18 protein-coding genes and 3 pseudogenes are annotated in these 26,545 nt (G+C 70.5%); 14 read left to right on the forward strand and 7 right to left on the reverse strand.

Annotated elements, in window-relative coordinates:
• Positions 1–95 precede the first annotated feature (95 nt).
• The 4 genes from ABTZ94_RS21980 to ABTZ94_RS21995 are packed head-to-tail and all read left to right on the forward strand — an operon-like array spanning position 96 to position 6,853.
• Positions 96–2,018 (forward strand): TOMM precursor leader peptide-binding protein, encoded by a 1,923-nt coding sequence (locus ABTZ94_RS21980; RefSeq protein ID WP_502967287.1) that lies wholly within the window; start codon positions 96–98, stop codon positions 2,016–2,018.
• 13 nt (positions 2,019–2,031) lie between these two features.
• Positions 2,032–4,644, forward strand: a complete 2,613-nt coding sequence (locus ABTZ94_RS21985) for a lantibiotic dehydratase (RefSeq protein ID WP_351202750.1) — start codon at positions 2,032–2,034, stop codon at positions 4,642–4,644.
• Positions 4,641–5,672 carry a lantibiotic dehydratase C-terminal domain-containing protein gene (locus tag ABTZ94_RS21990; RefSeq protein WP_351202751.1) on the forward strand — a complete coding sequence of 344 codons (1,032 nt, stop codon included), beginning with the start codon at positions 4,641–4,643 and terminating at the stop codon, positions 5,670–5,672. The genes ABTZ94_RS21985 and ABTZ94_RS21990 overlap by 4 nt, the downstream gene beginning before the upstream one ends.
• Positions 5,669–6,853: a thiopeptide maturation pyridine synthase gene (locus ABTZ94_RS21995; protein ID WP_351202752.1), complete on the forward strand. Its 1,185-nt coding sequence runs from the start codon at positions 5,669–5,671 to the stop codon at positions 6,851–6,853. The genes ABTZ94_RS21990 and ABTZ94_RS21995 overlap by 4 nt, the downstream gene beginning before the upstream one ends.
• Before the next feature lie 26 nt (positions 6,854–6,879).
• Here the strand turns inward: ABTZ94_RS21995 and ABTZ94_RS22000 are convergent, their stop codons facing one another.
• A complete protein-coding gene (locus ABTZ94_RS22000) occupies positions 6,880–9,723 on the reverse strand; it encodes a helix-turn-helix transcriptional regulator (RefSeq protein ID WP_351202753.1) in 2,844 nt (947 codons plus the stop codon).
• An 875-nt stretch (positions 9,724–10,598) separates the two neighbouring features.
• Between ABTZ94_RS22000 and ABTZ94_RS22005 the strand changes: the two genes are divergently transcribed.
• Entirely contained in the window at positions 10,599–10,904 is a 306-nt protein-coding gene (locus tag ABTZ94_RS22005) for a hypothetical protein (protein WP_351202754.1), read from the forward strand.
• A gap of 114 nt (positions 10,905–11,018) precedes the next feature.
• On the opposite strand, the gene ABTZ94_RS22010 is transcribed toward ABTZ94_RS22005, so the two are convergent.
• From ABTZ94_RS22010 to ABTZ94_RS22025, 4 genes are all read right to left on the reverse strand, one after another.
• Positions 11,019–11,495 (reverse strand): hypothetical protein, encoded by a 477-nt coding sequence (locus tag ABTZ94_RS22010; RefSeq protein WP_351202755.1) that lies wholly within the window; start codon positions 11,493–11,495, stop codon positions 11,019–11,021.
• Between the two features lie 75 nt (positions 11,496–11,570).
• On the reverse strand, positions 11,571–12,440 hold the full coding sequence (locus ABTZ94_RS22015) for a competence protein CoiA family protein (RefSeq protein WP_351202756.1): 870 nt from the start codon (positions 12,438–12,440) through the stop codon (positions 11,571–11,573).
• A gap of 216 nt (positions 12,441–12,656) precedes the next feature.
• The gene (locus tag ABTZ94_RS22020; RefSeq protein WP_502967285.1) at positions 12,657–12,917 is read right to left on the reverse strand and encodes a hypothetical protein; all 261 of its coding nucleotides are present in this window, start codon (positions 12,915–12,917) and stop codon (positions 12,657–12,659) included.
• Positions 12,899–13,021 carry a hypothetical protein gene (locus ABTZ94_RS22025; protein ID WP_351202764.1) on the reverse strand — a complete coding sequence of 41 codons (123 nt, stop codon included), beginning with the start codon at positions 13,019–13,021 and terminating at the stop codon, positions 12,899–12,901. Before ABTZ94_RS22025 ends, ABTZ94_RS22020 begins: the two co-directional genes overlap by 19 nt.
• 3 nt (positions 13,022–13,024) lie before the next feature.
• On the opposite strand from ABTZ94_RS22025, the gene ABTZ94_RS22030 reads away from it, so the two are divergent.
• From ABTZ94_RS22030 to ABTZ94_RS22060, 7 genes and pseudogenes are all read left to right on the forward strand, one after another.
• Positions 13,025–13,414, forward strand: coding sequence for a hypothetical protein (locus ABTZ94_RS22030; RefSeq protein ID WP_351202765.1), 390 nt, complete (start codon positions 13,025–13,027; stop codon positions 13,412–13,414).
• A 359-nt stretch (positions 13,415–13,773) separates the two neighbouring features.
• A pseudogene (locus tag ABTZ94_RS22035) lies at positions 13,774–14,007 on the forward strand (MobF family relaxase); the annotation flags it as partial.
• A gap of 1,348 nt (positions 14,008–15,355) precedes the next feature.
• Positions 15,356–15,820, forward strand: a complete 465-nt coding sequence (locus tag ABTZ94_RS22040) for a hypothetical protein (RefSeq protein ID WP_351202757.1) — start codon at positions 15,356–15,358, stop codon at positions 15,818–15,820.
• Positions 15,817–17,316 (forward strand): PrsW family glutamic-type intramembrane protease, encoded by a 1,500-nt coding sequence (locus ABTZ94_RS22045; protein WP_351202758.1) that lies wholly within the window; start codon positions 15,817–15,819, stop codon positions 17,314–17,316. The genes ABTZ94_RS22040 and ABTZ94_RS22045 overlap by 4 nt, the downstream gene beginning before the upstream one ends.
• A complete protein-coding gene (locus tag ABTZ94_RS22050) occupies positions 17,313–17,624 on the forward strand; it encodes a hypothetical protein (protein ID WP_351202759.1) in 312 nt (103 codons plus the stop codon). Before ABTZ94_RS22045 ends, ABTZ94_RS22050 begins: the two co-directional genes overlap by 4 nt.
• Positions 17,621–19,939, forward strand: a complete 2,319-nt coding sequence (locus ABTZ94_RS22055) for a hypothetical protein (RefSeq protein ID WP_351202760.1) — start codon at positions 17,621–17,623, stop codon at positions 19,937–19,939. Before ABTZ94_RS22050 ends, ABTZ94_RS22055 begins: the two co-directional genes overlap by 4 nt.
• Positions 19,940–20,083: 144 nt before the next feature.
• A complete protein-coding gene (locus tag ABTZ94_RS22060; RefSeq protein ID WP_502967286.1) occupies positions 20,084–21,667 on the forward strand; it encodes an ISL3 family transposase in 1,584 nt (527 codons plus the stop codon).
• A 634-nt stretch (positions 21,668–22,301) separates the two neighbouring features.
• Here ABTZ94_RS22060 and ABTZ94_RS22065 read toward each other — a convergent pair.
• Positions 22,302–22,577 (reverse strand): annotated as a pseudogene (locus ABTZ94_RS22065) (helix-turn-helix domain-containing protein); the annotation flags it as partial.
• Between the two features lie 91 nt (positions 22,578–22,668).
• Here ABTZ94_RS22065 and ABTZ94_RS22070 point away from each other — a divergent pair.
• Entirely contained in the window at positions 22,669–23,115 is a 447-nt protein-coding gene (locus ABTZ94_RS22070) for an anthrone oxygenase family protein (RefSeq protein WP_351202761.1), read from the forward strand.
• 124 nt (positions 23,116–23,239) lie between these two features.
• Here the strand turns inward: ABTZ94_RS22070 and ABTZ94_RS22075 are convergent.
• Positions 23,240–24,266, reverse strand: a pseudogene (locus ABTZ94_RS22075) (IS5 family transposase).
• A 229-nt stretch (positions 24,267–24,495) separates the two neighbouring features.
• Between ABTZ94_RS22075 and ABTZ94_RS22080 the strand changes: the two are divergent.
• Positions 24,496–26,430, forward strand: a complete 1,935-nt coding sequence (locus tag ABTZ94_RS22080) for a M4 family metallopeptidase (protein ID WP_351202762.1) — start codon at positions 24,496–24,498, stop codon at positions 26,428–26,430.
• Positions 26,431–26,545 lie beyond the last annotated feature (115 nt).

Raw genomic sequence — 26,545 nt, forward strand, 5'->3', positions numbered from 1 at the left:
CCGGGAGACCGGTCGGTCTCCCGGCAGGCACGGCCCTTCCGGGTGTGGCCCCGGCGCTGCCGCCCGCCCCCGGTTCGGCTCGTTCCGTCGTCGCTGTGGACGGTGACGGGCTCCTCGCCTCGGCGGTCCGGGCGACACTGGCCCGCGATCACCGGGTGGTGGCGCCGCGGGACCCGGAGTGCGAGGTGGTGGTCAGCGCCGACGACGGCTGGGCGACCGCGGCCGAGCCGCCGCGCCCGGACGTGCGCTGGTTGCCGCTGCGGGTCGAGCTGGGTGTCCTGGTGGTCGGTCCGACCACCGTGCCGGGCCGGACCGGGTGTGTGGCGTGTGCCCGGACCCGACGCCACCGGGCCCTGGGGGCGGGCAGTCCCCGCGCCGCGCTGCTGCGGGCCCACGGCGAGCGTCTCGCCGCCCGGCCTTCGCCGGTCCTCACCCCCTGGGCCTGCCGGGCGGCGGCGGAGCTGGTGGCCGCAGAGGTCGCCGCGCCGACGGCCGGGGTCACCGACCGGGCGGTAGTGTTCCTGTCACTGACCACCATGGCCGTCGACCGGCATCTCTTCCTGCCGGTGCCGGACTGTCCCCGGTGCGGAGGGTTGCCGGCGGACCGGCCGCCGGTGCTGATGGACGTCCCCCGGCCCAAACCGGACCGGGACGTGCTCCGGGTCCGTGATCTGCGGGCCGGCTGGGACGGGCTGGTCTCCCGGTACGTGGACGGCCGCACCGGGCTGATCCGTCAGCTCGACGTGCGCACCGACTACCCGTACCCCATGGTCTCGGCCCCGGTGCGGTTGCCCGGACTGGAGGAGGAGGCCGGATTCGGACGTGATCTGGACTTCGGGTCCTGCGCCCGCACCGCGCTTGCGGAGGCTCTGGAGCGGTGGGGCGGGGCGCGGCCCGGTGGGCACCGCACCACGGTGCGGTGCGGGTGGGCGGGGGTCGCCGACCGGGCCCTGTACCCGCCGGATCTGGGCCTGTACCCGCCTGAGCGGTACGCGGAGGCGGACTTCCCCTATCCCCCGTTCCGGCCGGACATCCCGCTGAACTGGGTGTGGGGGCACTCCTTCGCCCGGAGCGCGCCGGTCCTGGTGCCGGAGGACTACGCCTACTACCGGACCCGGCATGGCGGTGCGACGGCCACGCCGCTGGCCTACGAGGTGTCCAACGGGTGCGCTCTCGGCGGCTGTCTGGAGGAGGCGGCCCTGCACGGGCTGATCGAGCTGGCCGAACGGGACGCCTTCCTGCTGACCTGGTACGGGCGGGTCCCGGTGCCCAGGGTCGATCTGAGTACGGTGGCCGATCCCCGGATCGGGGTGCTCGTGGAGCGGATCCGGCAGGAGAGCGGGCACCGGGTGCTGGCCTTCGCCACCACCGCCGAGCACGGCATCGCCTCGGTGTGGGTGATGGCGGTCCGCCCGCCGGGGCGCCGGTGGCTCGGGGAGCCAGCGGCGGTCTGCGCTGCCGGCGCCCATGTGAACCCCGGACAGGCCCTCCTCAACGGGCTGCTGGAGCTGGCGGCAAACATGGGCTGGAACCGGCCCGCGTTCCGGGAGGAGGCGGGGCGCGCGGCGGCGATGGTGGACGATCCGGAGCTGGTGCGCGAGATGCGCGACCACGCACTGCTGTACTGCCACCCGGCCGCCTTCGACCGGTTCTCCTTCCTGCTGGAGGGGGACGGGGACCCCGACGGCGGCGGGGTGCCGGTGGCGGAGGCGTTCGCCGCTGCCGACTGCCGGCCGCGCGGCACGGACATCCGGGCGGACCTGGCCGAGGTCGTGGCCCGTTTCACCGACCGGGGGATGGACGTCATCGTGGTTGACCAGACCACGGACGAGCACCGCGCGGGCGGTCTGGCCTGCGCGAAAGTGATCGTGCCGGGGCTGCTGCCGATGACCTTCGGCCACCGGACGCGCCGTACCCACGGGTTGCCGCGGCTGGCGCGGCCCCCGGTGGCGGTCCGTGCCGGAGCGCGGGCCCCGGGCGGGGCCGCGCTCAATCCCCATCCGCACCCGTTCCCGTGACTGGAGTCGCCCCGTGACCGAGGACTTCTCGACGCCGGACACCTTCGGGGTCCGGATCGGTGGCCTGCCCGTGTCCACGTTGGAGGACATGCGCTCGCCCGAGCTGTGGCGGCGGGTGGAGGCCATGCGCGCTGCCGGACAGTGGCTGGCGCGGACGGCGGCCAGGCTGTCGGACCAGCTGCACGAGGAGGTCGGCCGGGCCGGACCGGCCAAACCGGTGCTGGTGGCCCTGCGGCGGGCCGTCCACAACGGCCGCCCCCTCACCGACCGGTTGTGGAACGGCGAGGTACGGGCGCTGCTGCCGGAGCCGCTGGTTGCCGAGGTGGAGGAGTGGCGGCGGCTGCGGGCCGGGCTGCCCGCCGCGCGGGACGGGCTCGATGAACTGATCGACCACCAGGCCCGGTCCCAAGGGGCGCTGCTGCGCAAGGCGGCGGCCGATCCGGGCTTCCAGTACGGGCTCGCGCTCAGCAGCCCGGTCCTCCTCGCTGAGGTGCGCAAGTGGCTGGCGCACCCCGACGAGCGGCCTCCGGGGCGGTCCCTGGCGCTGCGGCTGGTCATCTATCTGGCCCGGGTGACGATGAAGACCAGTCCGTTCAGCACGTTCACCGTGAGCGGCCTGGGTTCCTGGGACCGCGTCCCGGTGGAACGGTCCCGCCCCGCGGTGGTGACGGTGGCCGAGGCGAACGTGTGGGTGGTCCAGCAGATCGTGCGCGCCTTGGAGGGACATCCCGAGCTCCTGGGCCGCCGTCGGTTGCGGCTGAACCCGAGCGCCACGCTGGTCGGGGACCGCTGGGAGTTCCTGGGGCCGCAGGACGCCGAGGAGCCGCTGCGGTCCCTGCCAGCGACAGCCGCGGTGCGGATGTGCGTGACCGTGGTCCGCGAGGGCCGGCCCACCCGCGAGGAGACGGCCCGGATCATCGCCGGGCGGACCGGGAACAGCCCGGCGAAGGCGGCGACCTATCTGGAGCGGCTGGTGGAGCTGGGTCTGGTGGAGGTCGAGCGGCCCTTCGCCGACCAGTGCCCCGACCACGTCGCCGCGCTGCGCGGGCTCCTGGCCGGGGCGAGTAGCCCGGAACTGGTGGCGATCGACCGGGAGCTCGCGGCGCTCTCGGGGTTGGTGGCCGGGTACCCCGGGCTGACCGATCCGGCGGACCGGACCGGGGCCGTGGAGGCCGTGAACGGGTGCCTGCGGCGGATCCGGGACCTGCTCGGGCCGGACCGGCTGATGCTGCCGACCAAGAACAGCGTCATCGAGAACGCCCTGCTGGCCGAGCCTTTCCCCGGACCGGACCGGGCGGCCTGGCGGCCGGTCCTGCGAGACCTCGACGCCCTGCGCCGCTGCTGGGCCGTGCTCGATCCGGCGCTGCCCGGCCGGATCGCCCTCGCGGACCTGTTTGCCGAACGGATCGGGCCCGGGAGCGCCGTGCCGTTCCTGGCCTTCCACCGGATGGTGCAGGGCTGGCTGCGGTCCGACCCCGAACTGTCCGCCCTGCTCTCGGTGGGGGTGCACGGCTACCGGGCCATGCACCGCCACCGGCTGCCGCGGATCCGTGAACTGGCCGCCGTCCGGGACGCCCTGTGCGAGGTGGTCGGCTCCGCCCCGCCGGACGGGAACGGGATCGTGCGGATCGCTGCCGATCAGCTGCTCGCGGTGGCCGCGGACCGCCCCGTGTGGATGGGAGCGCCGGATTCGGTGGCCTTCTACGGCCAGCCATTGGACGGTCCGGACGGTCCCGCCTTCGTGGTGAACGCCGTCAACTCCGGGCACGGGCGCGGCAGGGACCGGATCCGGCGGCTGCTGACCCAGGCCGGGGCCGACGCCCTACGGGACACGGTGGTGGACACCGCTCCCCCACTGCCCGGGGTGCTGCGCGCCGACACCCGCCGGCACTTCGGCAGCAACGTGGGGCTGCGCGCCTCCGCCCTGCCGCTGGAGATCGACTGCCCCGAGGGGGCGAGCGACAGCCCCGCCGACCGGCGGATCCGCCTCGGGGACCTCCTGGTGCGGCACGACCCCGAGCTCGGCCTGTTGGTCTTGCACGCACGGGGCCGCACCGATGAGATCCGGCCGGTCCACCCGGGGCTGGTCGCCGAACTGTGGCTGCCGCCCGCGCTGCGCCTGTTGATGCAGAGCCTCGGCGCCACCTCGAACCTGCTGATCCCGGGGCGCCGGATGTTCGGCGACCCGTCCCTGGACGAGGTGGGCGAGGTACTGGCACAGCCCCGTGTGGTGGTGGGCTCCACCACCGTCAGCCGACGGCAGTGGGTGCTGCCGCCGGGGAGCGTGCCGACCCGGGCGAAGGGAGAGAGCGATCAGCGGCTGCTGCTCCGGCTCGCCGACTGGCTGGCCGGGCACGGGATGCCGCAACGCTGCTTCGTCCGCGCCCTGGACCCCAGGTCGGTGGTCAGCGGGGAGGTGTGGCGGGTCAAGTCCCGCAAGCCGGTCTACGTGGACTTCGCCAACCTGCTGCTGATCGGGGTACTGGAACGGTTGCTGGCCGCCGGCCCGGAGCAGGTGGTGTTTCTCCAGGAGGCGCTGCCCGACGCCGGCCGGCTACCGGACCACGGCGGCGGGCCCCGGGTGACCGAATACCTCGTCGAGATCAACGAAGGACGGACAGGATGACCACGACGGATGGACCCGACACCGCCGCCGCGCTAGACCCGGCCGCCGCGCGGGCCGAGGACTGGGTGTGCGCGCACCTCTTCTACGACGCCGACCAGGACGCACTCCTGACCCGCTGTGTCCGGCCACTGGTGGCCGACCTGGAGCAGCGGGGCCTGGCCCAGTCCCACTTCTTCCTGCGGTACTGGGAGGGCGGGCCGCACGTGCGGCTGCGGGTGCTGCCCCGGAGCCTCGCCGACAGTGACGGAGTCCGCGCCGCCGTGGAACACCGGATCGGTGCCTTCCTCGCCGAGTCGCCCTCCCCGGACGTGGTCGACCGGAGCCGGTTCACGGGCGTGGCGAGGGGGCTGGCCAGGCTGGAGGGCCGGGAGGGCCACGACGATGTGGTCCGCCCCAACAACTCCCTCGAATTCACCCCCTACGTCCGGGAACACGCCGACTACGGTCACGGCGCGGCCATCGCGGCGGTGGAACGGCACTTCTGCGAGTCGAGCCGGCTGGCGATGTCGGTGGTGACGGCCGACACGAGCGTGGACCAGCGGGCGCTGCTCGCCTTCGACCTGGTGGTGGGGGTGTTCGCGCTGTGCGACGAGATCCGTGACCGGTGGGCACGGGCGGGCGGGCCGCCGGTGCCGTTCGGCAGCGGGCCGGAGGCCGCCGACGCGGAGCCGCGCTTCCTGGCCCAGCGGGAGAAACTGTGCGCCCGGGCCCTGAGAACCTGGGAACTGGCCGCCGACCCGGTGGGCAACGACCACCGGGGATACTGGCTCGCCTCGGTGCGCCGGCTACGCGAGGAGTTACGGCGGTTGGAGGAGAGCGGCGGGTTCACCGCCGACTGGATCGCCTCCCCGCTGGCCGGTCCGCTGGATCTGGGGGGCACCGACCACCCGGCCACCGAGCTGGTGCTGCTGCGCTGCGCCCACTTGGTGAACAACCGGCTCGGGCTGACCCTGTGGCAGGAGAACCAGCTGCGGTTCCTGGTGGGGCGGGTGCTGGCTGAGCTGCCGCAAGCGCGGAGTGTGGCATGAGCGGGCCGGCCAGACCGTCCTGGCACAGCCTGCACGTCCACTGCCACGACGAGGCCGCGCATCCCGCACTGGTCCTGGGCGGGCTGCGGCCGGCCTTCGCGCAGGTCCGGCCGTGGGTGGCCGGGTCCTGGTTCGGCCGACACTGGCTGTGCGGGCCGCACCTGCGGCTGAACTTCCTGACCGAGGAGGCGACCTGGACGGAACGGGTGCGGCCGACCGTGGTGGCGGTCGTCACCGACCACGTGCGCTCCCACCCCTCGACCGCCGAACCGGACCGGGCCGCGCTGTCACCCGTCCACGCGCGGCTGGCGGAGCTGGAGATGGAGGAGGGGCCGCTGTGGCCCTGGGAGAGGGACAACGCGGTGGTGGAACGGCCGTACGACCACCGGCAGCGGGTACTCGGCTCCCCCCGGGCGAGCGAGCTACTGGCGGGCTTCCTCTCCGGCACCAACGACCTCACCTTCCGAATGTACGAGGAGCTGCGCACCGCTCCCCTGCCGGTGCTGGCCCTGGACCTGATGTGGGCCACGGTGGCCGCCGCGTCGATCCCCTTCGAGGACGGCGGTGCCCCGATCACCAGGGGTGTGCTGTCGCTGCGTTCGCATGCGGACGCCTTTCTCTCCCGCACCGCCGACCCGGACGCCTACCGGGCCCGCTTCGAGGAGCGGTTCCGCCGGCAGGAGGCGGCGCTGTGCGCGCGACTGCGGCAGGTGGAGACGTGCCTGGCCGAGGAGCCGGGCGGGCCCGGGGCGGACGGGCGGGCGTTCGTACGGGAGTGGGCCGCGGCCGTCCGGGAGCACCAGCGGCTCGCCGGGCCGTTGCTGGCCTCGGGGGAGGTGTCGATGGCGGCCGCGGCGGCGGCCTCCCGGATGCCCACCCGGCAGGTGAGCGCCTTCCACACGCTGTTGCGCTCCGACCACGGACACCACGATTTCGTCTCCGACGACCTGTGGTTCTCCTCCTTCCGGCTGGTGATGAACTACCTCTACCTCCAGCTCAACCGGCTCGGGCTGACCCCGGTGGGCCGGGGGCTGCTGTGTCATCTCGCGGCGCGGGCCGTGGAGTCGGCGCACGGCACCTCGGCCGTGGCCGACTTCGAGCGGTACGTGGTGGCGGCGGACGACGGTGCGGAGCCGTCGTGGCGGCGGCTCGGCGCCCGCTGGGCGGAGGACACGGGCTGAGACCGGCACGTGCGTTCCCGGCCGGTTCAGCCGGTGCCGAAGACCTCGGCCAGCTGGCGACGTCCACGGATCCCCAACTTGCGGTAGGCACCGGAGAGGTGGAACTCGACCGTACGGACCGCGAGGAAGAGCAGGCCCGCGATGTCGCGGTTGGTGTGCCCGTCCTTCGCCAGGTGGAGAATGCGTTGCTCCTGGGGGGTGAGCCCGGCCATACGCGGGTCGGCGAGGGGGGCCGTCGGCACGCCGGTGGTCGGCACGGCCCGGCCACCGGGGGCCGAGGACCGGACCGGCACGGGTGTGGTGGCCCGGGCCGAGCCCGGCGGCCCGAGCCGGTCCCAGGCCTCCCGGGCCCGCCGCAGGACGGGTTCGGCCCCGCAGGCACGGGCGAGTTCAGCCGCGCCGACCAGTTCGGTCAGGGCCCGGTCGGTCTCGCCCCGGTCCGCGAGGGCGCTACCCAGGTCCAGCCGGGCCAGGGAGAGTTCCAGAGCGGCCGGAGTCGGGGCGAGCCGGGTCACCGCCTCGTCGAGCAGTTCCATCCGCCGGTGCCCGGTCTCGGTCAAGGCTACGGCGTGCAGCGCGGTGCCGACGCACTCGGGAGTGCCCCAGAGGCGGGCCACGGCCAGCTCGGCGCCCGCGAGCGCGACGGCGCGCGCCCGTTCGTCCTGCCGTGCGAGCAGGCGGGCGGCCCGGGAGCGCCAGGGCAGCACCGCCGGGTTGCGCACCCCCGCTTCCTCCAGTAGACGGCCCGCCGCGAGCAGGGCGGCGACGGCCCGCGCGGGGTCGGTGTCCTCGTACACGGCCGCCCGCGCGACCAGCGCGTGCACCGAGTCGCGGCGGCGGGGCAGTGGCCTACCGTCCAGTCGGGCCTTGGCGAGCAGAGCGCGGGCCGCCTCGGGTTCCCCGCGCAGGGCCCGCACCTCGGCCAGGGCCGCCACCACGGCCACCGCCGAGGGCAGCCCACCGACGGCGGCCGGCAGCAGCTGGTCGACCACCGGGGCGAGGATGGCTTCGGCGGCGGGGAGGTCCCCCCGGGCCCGCAGGATCCTGGCGCGGAGCAGCTCCACCCGGACGTGTTCCCAACGGCTGGGTCGGGCGCCTCTGTGCTGCCGTCCACGGCCGCACAGACTCCACGCCTCCGCCGTCTCGCCGGCCGCCAGCAGCGCCCCGCAGGCATACCAGAGCAGGCCGACCGAGCAGGCGGGGACCCGTCCGGTGCCCCGGGGCAGTCCCTGCCGGGCGTGGCGGACGGCAGCGGCCCGGTCCAGGCCGACGTCGACCTCGCGGGCCGCCCGCAGCGCCGCGATCTCCCGGCCCACCAGCCCCCGGCGCGGAGTGGCGAGGACCAGGTCACCGAGCGGGTCGGTGACCGCCTGCCACAGCGGGCCGCGCCGGAAGGTGAACTCCTTGTGCAGGCGCAGTCGGAGCTGCCAGGGGTTGGCCCCCGGGGTCCGCGCGAGCCGGGCCGCCGTCTCGTCCAGGACGGTCACGGCCTCATCGGCGCGGCCGCATTCGGTCAGCACGGCGGCGAGGGCGAGAGCGTACTCGGCGACCAGGGCCGGGATCTCGCACTCCTGCCGGGCGGTGTCGAGTAGCCGGGCGGCCCGCTCGGGGTCCACGAAGGCGTCCAGTTCGGCGAGTTCGCGGTGGACGGCGGAGCGTTCGTGCGGGCGCAGGTGTTCGCGCAGGGCACCGCGCAGGTGGTGGGCGGCTTCCACCGGTCGGCCGTCCTGTTCCAGGCGGTACGCGGCGGAGCGCAGTTGACGCACGGCCCAGTCCTTGCCCACCGGGCCGGCGGCGATCAGGTGGCGGGCGACGGCGGTGGGGGCGGCGTGCCGTTGGCGCAGCAGGACCGCGGCCCGCAGGTGCAGGGCGACCCGGGTGCCGGCGGCTACCCGGGCCACGACCATGGAGGCGAGCAGGGGGTGGCGGAAGGCCAGCGGGGTGCGGTTGGCGAACAGACAGGCCTCGACGAGCTCGTCGACGACGGCGAGGGTTTCGTCGACGGGCAGTCCGGCGAGGGCGGCGCTGTCGGTGACCTCGGCGTCGGAGTCGAGCACGGCGACCGCGCGGGCAAGGGCCAGGGCCGGTTCGCCCAGCCCGGCCAGCCAGCGGTCGACGCCGGGGAGAGCGCCGGAGGCTGCGGTGGCACGGAGCGCGGCGGCCGTGGGGGTGGTGCCGGCGTGCGGGGTGAACAGGGCGTGCAGGAGGGCGGGGTTGCCGCCGGTGAGTTCAGCGCAGACGGCGGCGGTGCGGGGGTCGAGGACGACCCGACATCGTTCGGCGGCCTGGGGCAGGGCGTCCGGTGGGAGTCCTCGCAGGTCGACGAGGTCGGCGCCGGCGAGGAGGGCGGCGGCGGGGGATTTGGCGGCGCCGTGGGCGGGGGCGGTCACCGCCCCGGAGCCGATGCCGGGAAGGGCTGCGGTCAGGACGATCAGCAGGGGGGCGGGGGGCAACGTGCGGGACAGGTCGCGCAGCCACCGCAGGGAGCCGGGGTCGAGACGGTCCAAGTCGTCCACGCACAGCAGGACCGGGGTGTCGCCGCGCACGCGGGCCGCCTCCAGCCGGTGCCGGAGCTCGTCGACGCCAGCCGGGCCGCGCCGACCGGGGGACGCCGTGGCGCCAAGTCGGGCGAGGAGCCGGTCGGCGGAAGCATAGGGGCGGTCCGCGAACCCGGTCGCGCGGACCGAGGCGACCCGGAACCCGTCGGCCGCCCCCCGGGCCGCGCACGTCCCCAGCAGGGCCGATTTACCCGATCCCGGTTCGCCCCGGATCACCACAACGATCGGGCCGAGGCCGCTGCGGGCCTGTTTGAGAGCGGCACCGAGCCGGGCCATCTCGATACTGCGACCGATCTCCCCAAGCACTGCCATGTACCCCTCCTGGCCACGATCGACGAGCTCTCGCCACTCTCCTGCCAGAGCTGGCGAGCAGCTCTCAGGTTACGAGGCGGCCCCTCGGCCGGGACCCTGGCCCGGGACCGGAAAGAGCCGCCCGGTCACCGAAGGCCGCGCCCCGAGCGCGGTAAGCCGTCATCCGCCGCCGGGCCCGCGATTCCGTTTCGGACACCCGCGTACCCCTCCCCCGCCCAAGTCCCGCCGGGCCGCGGCCCGATCGGCCATGGGCCCGGCCGCCGCGAGCGCGGACCCCGGACGGCCGGTGCCCCGGCAGGCGGGCCCGGGGCCTCAGGCCCAGAAACGGACCGTCTTTCGGTCCAGCCCGGCCTCCCGGGCAATCTCCGACAGGCTGATGGCCCCGGATTCCAACAGGCTTCGGAAACGCCGTAGTTCCAACCACCGATGCGGGTCCAAGACCACTGTCTACCGCCTTCCGCCGTCTCTCACCGACCAAGCAGCAGACTGCCGAGCAGAGAGTCTCACCGCATCAACAACTGTCCTTTTTCATCCGTACGCGGGTGGGGACGTTCACGTGTACGTCGACACCTGGTGGTTTACGACAGAAACGTCGAGGTGGCCCGCCACGAGAGGCTGATCGCGAAGGGCAGCTGCCGCCTGGACCTGGACCACTACCTCGAAGCTCGTAGTCCTTGAACCAGTCGTTCCCGGTCTGGGAGACGCTGTCCCCGTCGATGTAGTGGACGTCCTCCTCCTCGACCGTGGCCAGCCGCAGCGCGGCCTTCGACGAAGCGATCGCCTTCCCCACGGAGCCCCAGCCAGCAGGAACAGCCACCGGGTGAACAGAACGGGGCTGCTTGTTCAGGGCTGGCAGGGGAGGCGATCATTCGGCTATGAGACCCGAAGTGCAGACGTTCGTTGCCGACGGACCCCTTCCCGACTGGGACGCCAGCGAGGAAGAAATCGACCGGCGTGACCGCCAGCTGACGGCGATCTCCCGCCCCGTCACATCCGAAGAGGCCGCTGCCCTGGCCACCTGCTTCGGTCCCGACGACTGCTACGGCGTCGCCTGGACGCTCGTGCACCTGATCGAGACGGCTCCCGGCCCGGTGCCGCAGCTGGAGGATCCGGGTCCGGAAGCCGGTGACTGGGCCGAGGTTCTGCGGGCGCGATGGGGCGGCGAATCCTCCACGGCTTGACGGCGTAACTGCATGAGGTGTCTTTCCCGCGCGATAGCCGAGGGGAAGAGGTCTGCTTCGAGTCCGGTGGGGATAGGAGGGCGACACCCCCTGACCCCGGCCCCGGCGGGTGCCTCAGCACATGGTGAGCTGCTCGTGCTCGGGCAGGTCGAGGTGGACGATCCGGCTCTGGGGAAGGACGTCGGCGAGCTCGCGCGCCTCCTGGGCGCTGCGGGCCAGAACCAGCTCCTCCGTGAGCTTGGGGCAGGCACCGGCCAGGCCGGGGCAGGGCCGCACGATCCCGTACAGCGACCGCCGCTTGTCGGCCACGTGGACCGGGACGCCGCGGGCGTACTGCGACCACATCATCGGCTTCTCCGGGATTTCCACCCGCAGGTTCGACGTCCGCCAGGCGTACTCGGCGACGGCGGCGAACAGCTCGGTCTGCTGCTGCGGCGACAGCCGGCCCCACCACGCCCGCGCGGTCTCCAGGTCCTGGCGCTTTTTCTCCTCACGCTCGGCCTGCTCGAGGGCGAGACGTGCCTCACGCTCCACCCGCTCCCGCTCTCGGCGCGCGTCCTCCTCCGCCCACCGCCGCCGCATCTGTTCCATGTAGACGCGGTGCTCCTCCTCCCGCTGCAGCCGCCGACGTTCGTCCTCCTCGGCCTTCCGTACCCGCTCCTGCTCCTACAGCTCCTTCCGGCGCCGTTCCGCGGCCTCCTCCTGCTCTTGCTGGCGGGCCTCCCGCTCCGCCCGCGCGGCTTCCTGCTGCTGCCGCATCGCCTCGTGCTTGTCCTGATCGGCGATCGACCGCTTCGAGGTCCACCACTGATCCCGCTTGAACTGACGCTGCTCACCATCGACCACCCGGTACACCCGCCGGTACCGGCGCAGCACCTCGGCGGGAACAAGCTGCCCCTCCAGCGCCCAGCGCACGAACCGCTCCAGCGTCTCCTCCCGGAACTCCCACCGCCCGCTCCGGTAGACGAACCCGGCGAGCCCGTCGTCCACCATCCACGGCTGCTCCCGTTCCTTCGGGGCCCGGACGCGGACGGCCGGCACCGCGCTGATCCACCGCGGCGGCCGCGCGCCCGGGTGCACCCAGCACACCCGGATCCCCTCGTCGGCGTACCGGTCGGTGCGATCAGCAATGTCGTCCACCGTGATCTGCGACAGCTGCGCCTCCCAGGCCATGCGCCGACTCCCGTCCGCAGACGAGGCCATGACGTCCGCCCGCCACGCCCCGTCCTCGGCTGGCACCTCCAGCGCCGCGAACCACCCGGCCGCCCGGATCGCGCCCGCCATCTCCAACTTGAGCATGTGGTGCTCCCACGACTCGTTCAGCAGCTCACACGACTCCGGCCGTTCCCGGTCGTGACAGAAGAACCGGACCCCGTACCGGGAGACCTTCGGGTGCAGGCCCCAGGAACAGTCTGGGCAGGTGAGCGGGACGCGGGGATGGACCTTGTGGATCTGGCCCCATTCCAGGCCGTGTCCGAGGCTGGGGAGGGTCGAGTCGAGGCGGCCCAGTTCAGGGTGCAGCGCGGTGAAAGGCATGAATCGCATCTCCTGGCGATCCGGCATGCTTGCGGCGTATCTGACAGGACAGCAGATATCAGGCACCACTGACAGAGGGCCTCCAGCGTCTGGTCCTCGCCGCCGCCCCGTACGTCGACGCGTTCTCGCCCGCCAGGCTGTCCGGGAGGAAGAGCGGCGCCGCAGCCTCGCCGCCTTCCTGGGCGGCTGGGACGCGGCGGGCGGGGCGGCGACGTCTTAGCGCTGGCCGGGTGTCTGGAGGCTCACGCGGGTGCTGCCTCCAGTGCCGGGCGAAGCGACGCGAGCGGGGAGCGCCAGCCTTTCTCCACTGCGCTGCTCCCAGTCGACCTCGGGGTGGGCGGGGATGACCGCGTCGACGGACGCCGTGGTGTAGAGCGCGACATCGACGGCTCCGGCCCGGCTGGCGCCGAAGCGGACCTCGAGCGACTGCGGGGAGCGGACCCATCCACGGCGCTCTGCTAGTGGTCGTCTGTGCACTCGTGCTGGCCCCAGCACAGCGAGCCGTGTGTGCGGTCGACCACACCGGCCTTCAGCCAGCTCCGGATCAGGTCCCTGGCGGGGAACTGTCCGACGGAGGCCATCAGGTGGTTGTGGTCGATGCGGTCGAACGCCGCCGACAGGTCCGCGTCCAGGACCCAGCCGCCGAGCCGCCGCTGACCTGCGAGGGCTGGGACGAGGTCGTCGAGGTCAGCCTTTACTTCCCGGCCGAGGGACCACTGGTCGGCGAGCCGCTCTCCGACGACCTGGACGAAGTCCCCCTCCTCGGGGATCCGGAGACGTACCAGTGGTGGAAGTTCCGGATCCACGCACGCGGCCGGGACGCCGCAGCCGGCGACATCAACGAGGATGAGGGCGACACCGTCCTGGAACAGCACCTCATCCAGATCTGGGCCGCACCCCAGGCAGCAGAGATCCGGCACCGGCTCACCGACCAGGTCGGCCGACGCAGCCGCACGGCCGGCCCCGACGAATAAACGGAGACGAAAGCCGCGGAGGCAGCGCACGCGACACAACCGCCCGCTTCCGACCAACACCGTCCCACCGCCCCCCTCCACACCGAGCTGCACGCCCGAACCCCGGACAGCCCCACCTGATTCCACCCGGCGCGCCTGTACCCCCGTGATCCACATGCGCCCTCAGGGCCCTGGCATGAGGATCGGGGTCCTTCCGGCGCTCCGGTGTGATTGAGGTGGTGGTCCGGCGCTCGCCTCCCGCCCGGCGGGAGGCGCCCCGGTTCACGCTTCTGTGCAGCTCACGGGCGGTGTTCCATGGCCCGATGCTCAGCGAAAAGAAGATCGGCCCGGGAGGGACTGCGTACTACTTCCGCAGCGTGATGGTCGGCGACGGCCACCGCCCTGCGGGGAAGCCGCTGCGCGCTGCCCAGAACGAAGCCGGTGTTCCGCCCGGCGTCTGGAAGGGCCGGGGTCTGGCCGGGGACGTGGTGACCGAGCGGCAGGCTGAGCTGCTCCTGGGGGAAGGCCGGCACCCGGACGCCGACCGGATCGAGCGCGAGCGCCTGGCGGAGGGCAAGAGCCCGGCGAAGGCCCGGCGGGCGACCGTGCTGGGGGTGCGGTGCGGTGGTGCGCACGGTGCGGTGGACCTGTCCGGCGGTGGTGCGCACCGGCCGGTGCGGGGTGCGCATCGAGGGCCTGGCCCACGCCGACGGCCTCCAGTTGGCGCAGGACGTCGGCGACGGTCTCACCGTGCTCTTCCTGTATGAGGACCTGCAGGACGAAGGCGATGACCGCGTGGGCGACGCCGCCCACCGTGTCCGGCCCGGTCTGCGCCCAGTTGCGCAGGGTGGCCACGAGGACCCGCCCGACGGCCTCCAGGGCGAAGGAGTTATCGCACGGGTCCGGGTCGGTGCCGCACAGTGCCGTGACCGGGACGACGATCCGCTCCGCGACGTCCGCGAGCAGTGCGGGCATCCGCGGACCGGCGTCGGTGAATCCGGCAGCCGCTTCGGTGTCGTCGGCCTCCACGGCCCGCAGGTAGCGGAAGGCGCTGAGCACCGCGTCCGGCGTCATCGGGGCGAGCGGCTTGAAGGGGTTCTGGAACATGGACGGCTCCTCACGTACGGGCCGCCCCGCTGGTCGCGGCGGCCTCGGAACCGATGCTCGGATCGCGGCCCTGTGGACAGAGGTTGGCGCCGACGGGGGAGATTTCTCCCCCTTTCCGGTGTGACGTCGCATCACAGTTGGCAATTCAGCACGCTAGATGGCAAGCACCGCTGAACTTGGCGCATGGTTACTCTGCAGAGTCGCCCTATCGCATTGAAGCTCTCGGATCCCCACTCGGTCTCGTTCGTGCTGGCAGGTATTCAGTGCGGTGGGTCCCGAGCGCCGATCCCTCCCAGCGAAGGTTGAGTGATCGTTTTGGGCTAGCCGTCTGGGGAAGCGGCAGGGAAAGGCGTCATGCGCCCTGAAAACCCTGTGCACAGCTTGCCCACGTCGCGCCCGGTGGTCCCGGTGGTCGATGCCCCACCAAAGATCAGATCGGCAATCGGTCCGCAGCGGCATTCAGCGCGACTGAGCGGGCCTACGTCGCAAGCGGCTGGGAATTCACCATGTCGGGCCCCTGTTCCGGGTGTTCGTGGTGAATCTGCGGTGGTTGGCCCACGATTGGCATGAGCGGTGCGCCTACGAGGATGGGTGTTGCCGCCCCCTGCCTCGTCCAGGTGACCGCTCCCTGCGCTTATGCCGTCCGGGCTTCTCGACACGCGGGAGCACTACCAAATCTTCACCTGCCAGGTGACAGTACCTGCCGTAAACAGGCGTTGCCGGTTCGTCCTATTAGCCATACTGAGGCTGTCACGTCAAGTCCGGTACCTTCCGGGGGCGTTCATGCCGAGCCGCGCGGTAGCTTACGGACTTCACATCCGTCACTGACGTATGAGGAACTCGCGGGGGAGGATCATGACATCCGATGCGGACGAGCCCAGGACGGTCACGGAGCCACCGGGGGATTTGAAGAAGGGCCCGCCCGGCGGGTCGGAACACGTGCCCCGCCTCTATGTACGGCTGATGGCTGCGATCGGCACGATCGGGATCGTCGCCGCCGCGGCCGCCGCGGCCGTCGGTCTCACCACCGACCCGGTGCTCCGGTTGCCGGAGACTATGCCGAGCATGCCGACGCCCGGACAGACCTCTCTGCCGACCGGATTTATCACAGCGCTCCCTACCGATCTCCCGACCGACTACACCAAACCGACGCAGCTACCGAGCGGCTTCCTCCCCTCCGGCTTCACAACCGACCTGCCCACCGTCTTCCCTACCGGCTTCCCCTCGACGTTTCCGCCCGAGTTCCCCACGGGTGTGCCAGGACTGCCCTCGGGCTTTCCCAGCCTGCCCGAACTCCCACAGGACGGAGGGGCCTCATGACGGTGGCAGCCGATGCCGTCCCGACCATGCCCGGCAGGCCACCGGCGCGCGTGCCCCGTTATGGCATGACGGGCACGATCATCGTGACCCTCGCACTGTCTGCGGTGTACGCGGTCGGCCAGATCCTCTTCTGGGCCGCTCCCGAACTCCCCTCGCAGACGAGCTGGCTCAAGTTCTTCCTGCTGCCCGAGCCGACACCCTTCCAAGTGACGCGGGTCCTACTTCTGATCGGCTGGGGCCTCGCGGCCCTGCTCGGTCTCGCTCTACTGCTCACGGGGCGCAGCGGCACCCCGGCGGGTCCCGGAGTCCACCCCCGATCCGAACGAGCCCTACGAGCCTGCCAGTTCGGCATTCTTGGCGCCTTGCTGCTGCCCTTCACCGTGATGTCGCTGGCCACCATGGGGGCCAATCCACTTCAGCTGCTGCTCTGCCTGCCCCCTACACTGGCGGCGCTGTTCCTCGTCCATCGGGCGCAGCTCTACCGGCGGATGCCGGGATGGCTGCTGCTGACCGGCTTCGGGTGGGGTGCTCTTGTCGGCGGCGGGTTCGGGATCGTCATGATCACCTGGTTGCAGCGGTCCCTGCCCGGCTACTTCCTGTCCCGCTACTGGGAGCGCCCCCGGGACAGCGTCCGCGAGCTCTACGTCCTGTTCCCCCTTGATGCGGCCCTCGTGACGGAACTCGGCAAGGCGGCCGGAGTCGCTGTTCTCTTCCTGCTCTTCCGGCGCCACATCGACGGCGTGATCTCCGGAGTCGTCCTCGGCGCGGCCGTCGGGCTCGGGTTCAACCTCACCGAGACAGTCCACTATCTGGGCTTCGTCAACCCGGAGCACCATTTCACTCAGTTCTGGGACCGGCAGGTAGTCGGGCTGATGGCGGCGCACGTGGCATTCACCGCGCTTGCGGGTGCCGGGATCGGCGCGGCCCGCTGGTTGCCGGCGCACAGGGACCGGTGGCTGGTCGTCGGCGGTGGGCTTCTGGGCGCAGTGGGCGGGCACTTCGAGACGGACGTGATGCTGATCAATCTCGACAATCGCAGGGCAAGCTGGTATGCGAACGAGACCCTCGGTCTGCTCGTCGGAATCCCGGTGATGACGTTGATCACCTCAGGGGTGTTCGTAGCGCTGTATGTGCTGATTTTGCGTCGTGGCCTCAAGGCCCAGGCGGCGGGACTGGGTGATGCGCTGCGCGCCGAGGCAGTTGCCGGGCACGGTACGGTCACCGAGCCGGAGATCGACCTACTGCTCTCCCCGCGCCGTCGTCTCCTGCTGGAAGTACGGGTATGGCGCCGCGACGGCACGGCGGGGCTGCGCCACCTTCAGCGGTTCCAGCAGGCGCAGCTCGACCTCGCAGTCCAGCGCTGGCACCGCGGACGTCCCGGCGCCGATTCCTTCATCCCGCCGGAGGAGCGGCTCCGCAGTCGCGTACTGGAGTTGAAGGGCACCTCCACGCCCCCCGACGCACCCCCGCTGCCCGCCCAGGAGGAACTGTCGTGATTGGCACCCGCATCGTAAGGCTGTCAGCCCTGGCCGTCGCTACCGCGGCCCTCGTCCTCGGTGCCCCCTCGCCCGCCTCAGCGGAGTGCGCGGCCCCTACCTACCATGGCGGTCTGCCACTACGGGTCGGGGAGTGCCCCGAGGCAATCGCCAGCGGCGCGGCGGCCGGAGTGTGGGCTCTCCTCGTTCTCGTCGCAGGGCTGTGGCTCGCCTCCGCGCTGTCCCGGTCGAGAGCTTCGACGGACGCCGATCTGGGAACTATCGACAGGGTGTTCACCCACGAGGACCAGACCGAGGACGGACTGTGATCCGCCCCGCGGTTAACACCTGGCTGCGCGGCCTCACGGTCTTGCTGTTGGCGCTGATGATGACGCTTGCGGCGGCGCCGCATGGTGTGGCCGATGTCATGAAGCCGAAACCTGCGGCGGAGGGGACCGACCTTTCCGAACGCTTCGAGAATCCTTTGATGAGCCCGCCGCTGTGGCCGGTGGCGCAATTGCGCATGGCTCTGTATCAGGCGCTTGTGGCGGGCAAGGAAGACGCATTCAACCAGTACCGCAACGGTGCGGTCGTCTTTATCGACCCCTCGGTGCTGACTGACAAGCAGTTCCAAAGAATCGCGACGATGACTAATAACGTCGACAACCACTCAAGCAGGAGCGTCTGGAGTGCGTCGACCGCCGAAGTCGGTCCGTTGGAAAGCTACCTGAAACCGGAAGTGGTCGCCCGCCTGAAGGCCGACAAATACCCACGCCTCTTCGCTATCTCCGCGTTGAACACCCCCAAGGAAGAGGAAACTGACACAAGCCAGCATTCCGAGAGAGTGCTCCAGAACCTCCTGGAGGAACTCGGAATCCCCTGGCAGGCGATAGCCCTCGCGGGGTCCGAACGCCGACAATGCTCAGCATGCGCCCCCCTCTACCATCCAGAGACACCCCTCGTCTTCGGGCACCCGTACGGCCTCACCGCTGCGGAGATTGCCCAGTTGGACAAAAATATCGCCGAGGCCCGCCAGAAGGTGGCTGCCAAGGGAACCGCAGCCCAGAACCATGAGCAGGGGAAGGTCGAGAGACAATCCAAGATAGGGGTAGGAGAGCGCAATGGCCGCGCCGCAGATCAGATAGGAACCGATCTCAATGGTGTAAAGAAGGAGATGAACAAACAGCTCGACAAGGCTTCGTCGGCGAATCCCGAACTGTTCGTCAGAACATTACCCTGCCCCACTCCGAACGCCCATTCTCTGCACCAGCCCCGGCGCCACAGAGCGGTCTCCCCGACGCTCGCCCTCGCGGCGGCAGCACTCAAAGGCGACGGCCCCTGCCCTGAAGAGGAGGACGCGAAAGGTTCCCCGAGCGCCACCGGCCTGGGCGCCACTCTCACTCTGCCCAGCATGGCCAACGGCGGCATCGACTTCTCCACCATGCAACTGCGCTACCTCGCCGACCCCGGCGACGGCAGCGGCCTTCAGTACTCCTTCAGGGCCGACCTGAACCCCCTCAAAGGAGACAACCGCCAGCCCACCGGCATCACGGCCGCGACCCAGAGTTCCGACGCCTTCTTCGTCTGGCTGTCCCTCAACCCTTCCGCCTTCTGGGTAAACCTCAACCCGACGGAGCCGAACCGCATCGTCGACGACCGGCTCGGCCGTACGGACGCGGGGCGAGTCATGCTGGAGGCCGACCTGCGGATGAAGAAGACGGTCGGTGAGCTGATCCATCCGCACAGTGCGCTGGGTCGGAAGTTCTGGGGCGGAGTTCAGGGTGACTGCTTGTCGTTTCGCAACTGGATCCTGCCGGCGCCCGCATCGGTCCGCCAAGAGGGCGACAAGCTCTACATCCTCGACGCGCCTCTCGACGTAAAGATGGAGACTCAGTACCTGGCGAGCCACGGCAAGTCGTCTGCCCGCTCGTGCCCTCAGCAGGACCAGGCCACAGAGGACCACAATGAGGAACTCTTCCGCAGCCTGATCCTCCCCAAGCTCAAGCACGCCATCAACAGCGCCCCCGAGTACGCCGCGCTGCGCCGTGTCTATCTCGCCCGGGTCGCCGCCCACTGGTACCGCGAGCTGAGTCTGGCCAAGGAGACGACGTACGGCCACCTCATCGACAGCGGCGACGTCGATAGCTGGACGACCACCGGCGGTTGGAAACCCACCGATACCTTCGATCGGTACGTCGACTCGTACACCAAGGGCGATTTCAAGGTCACCGACAAGACCACCCGCGGTAACACCACCTACGTGCATACCTACGTCTACGGCGGTGTCGACCTCACCAATATTCCCCTTGAAAAAATCTCTGACGAGCGCTTCACCGCGGACTTCGCAAAGCTTCCGCAGAACATCGACCGCTCGTTGCAGGCACCGTCAAACACCGACGGGGGCGACACCGTCTGGCTCGGCTCTCCGACCCCCCGCCAGGCAGCTGGCCTGGGCCCATCTGCGGATCCTGTATCCGTAGGTGCTTGGGCATTGCGACTGCTGCCGGTGCTCCTCCTCCCCCTAGTCGTACTGCTTTGGCGGCGCCGGCGCCGCCTGAACACCCCCGTTCAGGCGAGCCCTCTGCGACGCGCGGCAGTCGGAGGCAGAGGGGGACCACGGGGTCCCTCCCGCGGGACTCCGTAGTTCAAACGTAACTACCTTGAAGCATCAACAGGAGGTCAAAACGAGGTGGCTCCTTGTTGAGGACGACGGCCACGGGACTGTAAAACGTTCGGCTCTGTTCCGTAGTCGGTGGTGACGGCATGTTACGAGTCTCGTTGACATCACATGCGCGATGTCAACTCCCTTGTGGGAACAGTGTTTTCGGGGCTTGCGGCGTTGGTCATCGAGGAGGTGGTGGATGGCGGTGAGGTGATCCGGGTCGTGGCCCGGAGCCGGGATGTTCCCTTGCCGTGCCCGGTGTGCGGGGTGCTGACGGGGAAGGTGCACGGGTACCACGGCCGGACTGTGGCGGATGTGCCGGTCGACGGCCGAAAGGTCGTGGTCCACGTCCAGGTACGACGCTTGGTCTGCCCGGTCCTGGGATGCCGGCGGCAGACCTTCCGTGAACAGGTCCCCGGGCTGCTGGAGCGTCTCCAGCGCCGCACCACGCGTCTGACCGGCCAGGTCTCCGCGGTGGTGAAGGAGTTATGCGGCCGGGCGGCCGCCCGGCTCACCCGGTCACTGGCCGCGCCCGTGTCGTTCGCTACCGCCCTGCGGCTGCTGCGGCGCATCCCCGTACCAGCGGTGCGGACCCCGCGAGTGGTCGGGGTCGACGACTTCGCCCTGCGCCGCCGACACCGGTACGCCACGATCATCATCGACGCCGAAACAGGCGAGCGCATCGACGTGCTGCCCGACCGTGAGGCCGCCGGCCTGGAAGCCTGGCTGCGCACGCATCCCGGCGTCGAGATCGTGTGCCGGGACGGGTCGGCCACCTACGCCGAGGCGATCCGCCAGGCCCTGCCCGATGCGGTGCAGGTCAGCGACCGATGGCACCTTTGGCGGAATCTGTGTGGCAAGGTCCTGGCCGAAGTACGCGCCCACGCCCCCTGCTGGGCCACCGTGAACCCAACCCGCCCCGGCGGGGTCCACGAGCAGACCACCCGCGAGCGCTGGCACAAGGTCCACAACCTCCTCGGCCGGGGTGTCGGACTCCTGGAATGCTCCCGCCGCCTGAACCTGGCCCTGAACACCGTCAAGCGCTACTCCCGCATCCCCGAGCCGTCGGCCGAACGCATCACCCCTCGCTACCGGCCCACCCTGGTCGACCCCTACCGCGAGCACCTGCGCACCCGGCGCGCGGCCGAGCCCGCGGTGACCGTCACGCAACTGTTCCGCGAGATCAAAACCCAGGGTTATACCGGCAGCCACAACCTCCTTGTCCGCTACCTCACCCAGGGACGAGCCGAGGGCAACCGGCTGGTGACCACCCCACGCCACGCGACCCGGCTCCTGCTCACTCACCCCGAACACCTGTGGACCAAGGACACCGCGCTCCTGTCGACCCTCACCACCGCATGCCCCGAGATGGCCGAACTCTCCAGACTGGTCGCCGAGTTCGCCCAGTTGCTGACCCCGGCGAAGGGCAACGGCACCCGGCTCACCGAGTGGATCACCGCCACCCGTGCGGCCGGCCTGCCCCACCTGCACAGTTTCTGCAACGGCCTGGAACTCGACCGCGCAGCCGTCAACGCCGGCCTGACCCTGCGCTTCCACAACGGCCGCACCGAAGGCGTCAACACCCGCACCAAGAGGTACTTTGCGGTGATCACGGCTTGGGCTTCTTCTGCGTCGGCTCTGGTCAGGAAGACGCCCGCTCCCTTGACGTCGGGTCCGTCGGAGCGGATGACCCGCATCCTGACAACGTAGACGTAGCGGTGACGCTCCCGGCGTATCGTGGTGTTCTCTTCAGCTATCAGTGCGTCGATGAGTTCCTGAGCCGAGGCAATGTTGAGGCCGACGTCCATCCCGCCGAGAGGTTGGTAGGGCCAGATCGGCATGGCCGGGTGGAAATTGTTGAAGAAGCTTTGGTGCGTTAGGTCGAGTATCCCTTCCGTCCAGCCGACGGCCATGGCAACCACGTAGTCGGACTCGCCCTGGCTCTCCAGAACGAAGACGTGATCCTCTTCTCCGAAGGACACGCTGGTGTAGTCGGCTCTGACCTGCGCGTTCTCGGCCGCGGTCGCGCACCTGATCGCCAGGCCGCGATAGTCATCACGGATCTTCACTACGATGGCAGGCTTGAACAGCAGGTCAATCGTTGTCTCGGGTTCGCCAGGCGTGTCGGGCTGGCCGATGCTCCGCATCAGGAGCTGGCCGTGGCTCGCCGAGTAGGCCAAGAGGTGGAACCTGCGCTCGCTCCGAAAGACCTCCTTGCCGGGGATGAGCTGGTGATCGCGTTGAGCCAAGTGCTGTCCGTCATGGGCTTACGATCTCTGTCTCGCCCAAGTTGGTCAGTGATTGGTCAGCTGAGGGGCTGGGTGGCCCACGCCGCGGTCGGGTGTGCGGAGACGCCGGCGCGCGGGCCGTCCGCGGCCCGGGCCGCGGACCGCAGCAACGCGGCCATCTCGGCGGCGCCTTCGAGGGCGACGGCGCCGATGATCTCGCGCTTGCCGCGGAAGTGGCTGTAGAGGACGGGCTGGCTGTACTCGATGCGCTCCGCGAGCCGGCGGGTGGTGACTGCGTCCCAGCACTGCTGCTCGGCGAGTTCGCGGGCTGTCGCCACGATGAGGCGTTCGCGGTCGGCCCTTTCGCGTTCCTTGCGTTCCTGTACCGACATGATTTGATCCTAGCGTCGCTAGACAAGCGAGCGGCAACAATACTAGCATTGCCACATCAGCTATCAATGCTAGATCACAGGAGGGGCCATCATGCTCAACGCACTCCAGGTCTTCACCACCGTGGTCGTCGGCGTGATGGTGGGGGTGGAATTCTCCGTCGCCTTCGTCATCAACCCGATCCTCAACGCCCTCCCGGAGGACAGCGGCATACTCGGCCGCGCCCACGGGGCCCGGATGCTCGGCGCCGTGATGCCGGTGTGGTACATCACCTCGCTCACCCTCGTCGCGGCCTGGGCCATCGCCGGATGGCACCACCACGGCACCGGCCTCGTCGTCACCGCCGGCGCACTGCTGATCCTCAGCGTGATCATGTCGATCCTGCTGCTCGTCCCGATCAACAACCGGGGCAAGACGTGGACCCCCGGCAACCGGCCCGCCGACTGGAAGCAGCAGAAGAACCGCTGGGACCGCCTCCACTACGTCCGCGTCGCCGTCATTATCGCCGCCTTCGCCCTGCTGGTCGCCGCCCTCACCTGAGCCCGCGGGCCGACACCGCGCAGGCGGCGCACAATCCCCACTCCCCGACGGCAGCGGGCCAGCGAAATCCCGACATCCGGGAATGCAGCTGCCGCTGAGAGCCCACAACTGCGATCCCGACAAGCTACGCCCCTCGATGACCTGCGCGGTTCTCGGCTCTGGTTCGGGTGAGGTCTTTGATCCAGATCACCAAGGCACGCAGGTGAAGCCCGGCAAGGTAGCTTTCCGGGGTCTTGTCGTAGCGGGTCGCGATGCCCCGCCACGCCTTGAGCTTGTTGATCAGGCGCTCGACGGTGTTCCTCTCCTTGTAGAGCTCGGCGTCGCGGTCGACGGGGCGTCACCCTTTGCGGCCCTTCCTCTTTCGGTTGGCGGCCTGGTCCCGCTTCTCCGGGATGACGGCCTTGATGTCGCGCCTGCGCAGGTGGGCGCGGTTGCCGCGGGACAAGTACGCCTTGCCCCCGCGACCGCGTCCGGGCGGGTGCGGGGACGGCCGACGGGCCCGCGGACGCGCACCTTGTCCAGTACGGGGATGAACTGCGGGCCGTCGGTGGCCTGCCCCGCGGTCAGGATGAACGCCGGCGGACGGCACCTGCGGTCGGCGGCGAGGTGGACCTTGCTGGTCTGCCCACCCCGGGAGCGTCCCAGGAGTGCGACCTTCAGCCGGAGTTTGCGACGGCGCCGGATGCGTCGTCGCTCTTCCCGCCCGGGATCGTCTTCGACCTCCCACCCGTTTTGCTCTTCGCAACCGCCCCCTTTGACCTGGGCCTCTCCTCCTCGGCGGCCTTCTCCAGCGCGTCGAGCGCGCCGGGATCGAGGTTCATCCCGGCGGCGTCGTGGTGGGCTCGGGCGGTGGTGGAGTCGATACTGACCAGCGACAGGTCCGCCTCGCCCCGCTTCGCGGCCTCGGCTATCAGCCCCTCCAGCAGGGCTTCGAAGACACCGGCGTCGCGCCACTGCCGGAATCGGTTGTGGACGGTCGACCAGGCACCAAACTCGGCGGACATCTTCCGCCACTGCCCGCCCGTCCGAAACCGCCACAGCACCCCCTCGAACTGCTGCCGCAGCCGCACCGGATACGGGCCGTACTCACCGATCGGCAGGTACGGCTCGATGAAGTCCCATTCCACATCGGCCAGTTGCGCACGTGTCATGCAAGACGATCTACCGGATCGAAGATCAGCGCGAGGGGAGAACCCGCTCGGATCAACCGAGCATGGTCGCAGACCCACGCACCGGCCGTGGCCTTTTGGCCAGCAGCGATGAATAACCGAGCCCCACACCCGGCAGGCGAATACCCGAACCGGTGAACCGTCCACACCCGGCTGTCCGTTCTCGGTCGCGGCGGTGCAGCCTTCCAGTGGGTGGTCGGGCAGCCGACCCTTGGCAGGGGGCCTCGTCGTCCACGCGGCGGCGAACGGCGTCGTCAAGGGCGTCAGCAAGGCGACCAAGGCGACGGTGAAGGTCGCCTCGACCACCGCCGTGAAGAGCGCCGACTCGGTAAAGACCTTCGCGCTCGGCCGCGCCAAGGCCAAGGGCACCACCGCCCCGAAGGCCGACACCGTCCGCAAGGTCGTCTGGGCCGCCTCCGGCAAGCCCGTGCTGGCCTGGGAGTCCGTGATCGGCGGCGTGCAGCACGACGGCACCCCGTCCGAGCTGCACGTCATCACCGACGCCACCACCGGTACCAAGCTGTTCGAGTACCAGGGCATCGAGACCGGCACCGGCACCGGCCAGTACAACGGCCAGGTCACCCTCGGCACCACGCTGTCGGGCTCGACCTACGAGATGACCGACGGCACCCGCGGCGGCCACAAGACGTACGACCTGAACGGCGGCACGTCCGGCACTGGCACGCTGTTCACCGACGCGGACGACGTCTGGGGCAACGGCCTGCCGAGCGACCGTCAGACCGCCGGTGTTGACGCCGCGTTCGGGGCCCAGGCCACGTGGGACTACTACAAGGACGTCCACGCCCGCAACGGCATCAAGAACGACGGCGTCGGCGCCTACTCCCGCGTGCACTACGGCAACGCCTACGTCAACGCGTTCTGGTCCGACTCCTGCTTCTGCATGACCTACGGCGACGGCTCGGCCAACGCCAAGCCGCTGACCGCCGTCGACGTGGCGGCCCACGAGATGACCCACGGCGTCACCTCCAACACCGCCGGCCTGATCTACAGCGGCGAGTCCGGCGGCCTCAACGAGGCGACCTCGGACATCATGGCCGCGGCCGTCGAGTTCTACGTGAACTCCGAGACCGACCCGGGTGACTACCTGGTCGGCGAGAAGATCGACATCAACAGCAACGGCACCCCGCTGCGCTACATGGACCAGCCGAGCAAGGACGGCAGGTCCAAGGACGCTTGGTACTCGGGCATCGGCAGCATCGACGTCCACTACTCCTCCGGCCCGGCCAACCACTGGTTCTACCTGGCCTCCGAGGGCAGCGGCGCCAAGGTCGTCAACGGCGTGAGCTACAACAGCCCTACCTCCGACGGCCTGCCCGTCACCGGGATCGGCCGCGACGCCGCCGCGAAGATCTGGTACCGCGCGCTGTCGACCTACATGACCTCCTCCACCAACTACGCCGCCGCCCGCACCGCCACCCTGCAGGCGGCCGCCGACCTGTACGGGCTCGGCAGCGAAACCTACAACGACACCGCCAACGCCTGGGCCGCCATCAACGTCGGCAGCCGCATCGTCCAGGGCGTGACGGTCACCGACCCCGGCCTCCAGACCACGCTGGTCAAGAAGTCCGCGAGCCTGCAGGTCCAGGCCACCAGCACCAACCCGGGCGCGCTGACCTACACGGCCACCGGCCTGCCAGCCGGCCTGTCGCTCAACGCCTCCACCGGCCTGATCTCCGGCACCCCCACCAAGCTGGGCACCAGCACGGTCACGGTCACGGTCACGGACTCGACCAACGCCTCCTCCACCGCGACGTTCACCTGGAACGTCGTCAGCGTGATCAAGACCTTCGAGAACACCACCGACGTCGCCATCCCGGACGGGGGCTCCGCGGTCTTCTCGGACATCAACGTCACCGCAATCGCCGGCAAGGCACCGAGTGCCCTCAAGGTCGGCGTGGACATCAAGCACACCTGGCGCGGTGACCTGGTCATCGACCTGGTGGCCCCTGACGGCACGCTGTACCGCCTGAAGGATTCCAACATCAGCGACTCGGCCGACGACGTGCTCGCCACCTACACCGTGGACGCCTCCAAGAAGACCGCCAACGGCACATGGAAGCTCAAGGTCCAGGACATGTTCGGCGGCGACAGTGGCTTCATCAACAGCTGGAAGCTGACCTTCTGACCTCAGTAGCAGCACACTGAGGCGGCGGGACCCCTCCCGCCCGGGGGGGGGGGGGGTTAGAAGCCCCCCCCCCCCCCCCCCCCCCCCCCCCCCCCACCCACACCCAACAAAAACC

The organism is Streptomyces sp. NPDC002785 (genome assembly GCF_040295565.1).
Taxonomy (GTDB): Bacteria; Actinomycetota; Actinomycetes; order Streptomycetales; family Streptomycetaceae; genus Streptomyces.